This is a genomic window from Allobosea sp. P4_C6, from assembly GCF_056402015.1.
Window position 1 is genome coordinate 1 of record NZ_JBFUIF010000169.1, and the last position, 2,771, is coordinate 2,771.

Here is a 2,771-nt window from a genome sequence, read left to right on the forward strand (position 1 = left end):
GAGCAGTAGTTCGCGCTTCGACACAAGGAGGCACGATTGAAATCGGGCGCGCAAAGATTGGGCGAAAAGCATCGGCGACAAACCGGTTCGGTGCCCAGATCTCATCGATAGTYTCTAGCAGCCCCCGCCATTGCTCGGGCGCAGCCGGAAGTTCCCAATATGTGCGCAGGACATTATAGCTCGCCCGCACGCGACCGTCACCAAGGGTTCGCAGGACAAGCGGCAATTGATCGGCGGCAGTCTCGATGACGTTCACTTGGTAGCGCCCCTCGAGATCGTAACGTTCCGGACGGAACGGGCCTACAAAGCGCGACTCGACATTCACATTGAACGGAAAGATCGCAAATGGCACATTCGTCGCGGCGGCAGAATCGATCAATCCCCTCAACGATACGCCCAAGCCAAGGCCTGCCTCGACGTAACCGACGAATAAGACACCGGGCTTGAGCGGTGCATCCCCGTTTGGAAACGCGACGGGYAGCGCGAGATTTTTCTGGCCCCGGGCGCGGAACAGGCGAGCTATCGCTAGCAACCGGTACTTGGCCAACTGGCCCAACCTATAGCTCATAATCGTAGTCGCAGCGACGAGGCCTTCATGACGCGCGGCGTCCTGGAAATCATCGTAGAAGTGCTGCAGCCGACTCCGCTTTTGACGCCACCACAGCGTCACGGTGTTTCGCCAGAGCATTCAATTCTCCAAAGGGGCTCCATTGATTGGAGCCTGTTGTGACGTAGGTGACGAAAAACCGCCCTTTCGCAGCTGGGATATTTCAAAATCTCCGGTAACTTAGACTGAGTAGACCGGCAAGTCGCAGTTGAGCCCGCCTGGTCAAGGTACGGTGCGTTCACGTCTGGAGTGCTACCCATCTCACGTTAATCTAGGCGTCGGGACACTTGAACATCCTTGGCAACCTGTAGGATATACCGCCCATAATCACCTTTCGCCAGTTTCTCCCCAAGCGCGGTGAGTTGCCCGGCCGAGATCCATCCCTGCCGGTAGGCGATCTCTTCGGGGCAGGCGATGCGCAGGCCCTGGCGGCTTTCGAGCGTGCGTACGAACTCTCCCGCCTCTAGCAAGCTGTCGGGTGTGCCCGTATCGAGCCAGGCGAAGCCGCGGCCCATGCATTCGACCGAAAGTTCGCCTCGCTCCAGATAGACGCGGTTGACGTCGGTGATCTCGAGCTCGCCCCGAGGAGAAGGCTTGAGGTTGGCGGCGATATCGACGACCTGGGCGTCATAGAAATAGAGGCCAGTCACGGCCCAGTTCGACTTCGGGGCGTTCGGCTTCTCCTCGATCGAGATCGCTTTGCCGGTCGCGCCAAACGCGACCACGCCGTAACGTTCGGGATCGCRCACATGATAGGCGAAGACGCTCGCGCCTTTGGGCCGGGCTGCTGCCGAGGCCATCATCTCCGGCAGCGAGTGGCCGTAATACAGGTTGTCGCCAAGGATGAGGACTGAAGGCTCGCCAGCGACGAACTCGGCGCCGATGATATAGGCCTGCGCCAGCCCGCCGGGATGAGGTTGTTCCGCATAGCTCAGCGACATCCCCCAGTCCGATCCGTCGCCGAGTAGGCGCTTGAAGTTCGGCAGATCATCCGGCGTCGAGATGATCAGCACCTCGCGGATACCCGCCAGCATCAGCGTCGTGAGCGGGTAATAGATCATCGGCTTGTCGTAGACGGGCAGGAGCTGCTTCGACACGGCCAGAGTCATCGGGTGGAGCCGCGTGCCGGAGCCTCCGGCCAGGATGATGCCCTTCATCGTCGTCTATCCCGTCTGTTCGGTGGTCAGGAGGCGGCGCACGCAGGCTGCGAGCGCGCCCTGCCATTGCGGCAGCCTGACGCTATGGATCGTCGCGAGCTTGGCGGAGTCCAGGCACGAATTCGCCGGTCGCTTTGCTGGTGTCGGATAGTCGGACGTCGCGATGCGCTTAACCCGCACGGGCGCGCCACCGAGCAGTGCGCGCTCAGTGAAGATCGCCTCGGCGACATCGGCCCACACAGCTTCGCCCTGAGCGCCCATATGGAACGTGCCACGCAAGGTGCTGTCGTTAGGCCGCGCGACCAGATTGCGCGCGACGGCGAGGATCGCATCGGCGATGTCGAGAGCGCTGGTCGGGCATCCGCGTTGGTCGGCGACGACGCCGACCTCGTCGCGGGTTTCGGCGAGGCGCAGCATGGTCTTGACGAAGTTCTTGCCGAAGGGGCTGTAGACCCAGACGGTGCGCAGGATGACGTGGTTGGACGTGGCGGCCGCGACTGTGCGCTCGCCTTCGAGCTTGCTGCGGCCATAGGCTGAGATCGGATTGACCGTGGCGTCCTCGCGATAAGGCCGGTCGAGGGTGCCGTCAAAAACATAGTCGGTCGAGATCTGGATGACCGGGATGCCCAGCGCAGTCGCAGCCTTGGCGACCTCGCCAGCGGCCGTACCATTGACCAGCAGGGCTGCATCCTCCTCGCTTTCCGCCAGGTCGACGGCGGTGAAGGCGGCGGCATTTACGACGATGTCGGGACGGCTCGCCGCGATCGGCGATGCAATCGTCTCAAACTGCTCGAGATCAAGCTGTGGACGTCCGAGCGCGATGACCGTCACGCCCTCGGGTGCGCGCTCCAGTAGGGAGAGCACAACCTGGCCGGAGTGTCCTGTCACAGCGATTCGCATGGCGCTCAATCGAAATAGCGCGGCAGGTCGACGAGGCGCGGGTGCTTGCGATCCTTCTCCGAGAGCAAGAGCTGGTCATGCGGCAGGAGCCAATCGATCCCCAAAGC

The 2,771-nt window shown here is 62.0% G+C and carries 3 protein-coding genes; all 3 read right to left on the reverse strand.

The features are described from left to right. Positions 1–688, reverse strand: a 688-nt coding sequence (locus tag AC1DVA_RS27460) for a hypothetical protein (RefSeq protein ID WP_476807993.1), incomplete at its 3' end; no start/stop codon positions are given. 185 nt (positions 689–873) lie between these two features. Beyond that, the gene (rfbA, locus tag AC1DVA_RS27465; RefSeq protein ID WP_476807994.1) at positions 874–1,764 is read right to left on the reverse strand and encodes a glucose-1-phosphate thymidylyltransferase RfbA; all 891 of its coding nucleotides are present in this window, start codon (positions 1,762–1,764) and stop codon (positions 874–876) included. Positions 1,765–1,770: 6 nt separating this feature from the next. Then, the gene (gene rfbD / locus AC1DVA_RS27470; protein WP_476807995.1) at positions 1,771–2,664 is read right to left on the reverse strand and encodes a dTDP-4-dehydrorhamnose reductase; all 894 of its coding nucleotides are present in this window, start codon (positions 2,662–2,664) and stop codon (positions 1,771–1,773) included. Between the last annotated feature and the right edge of the window lie 107 nt (positions 2,665–2,771).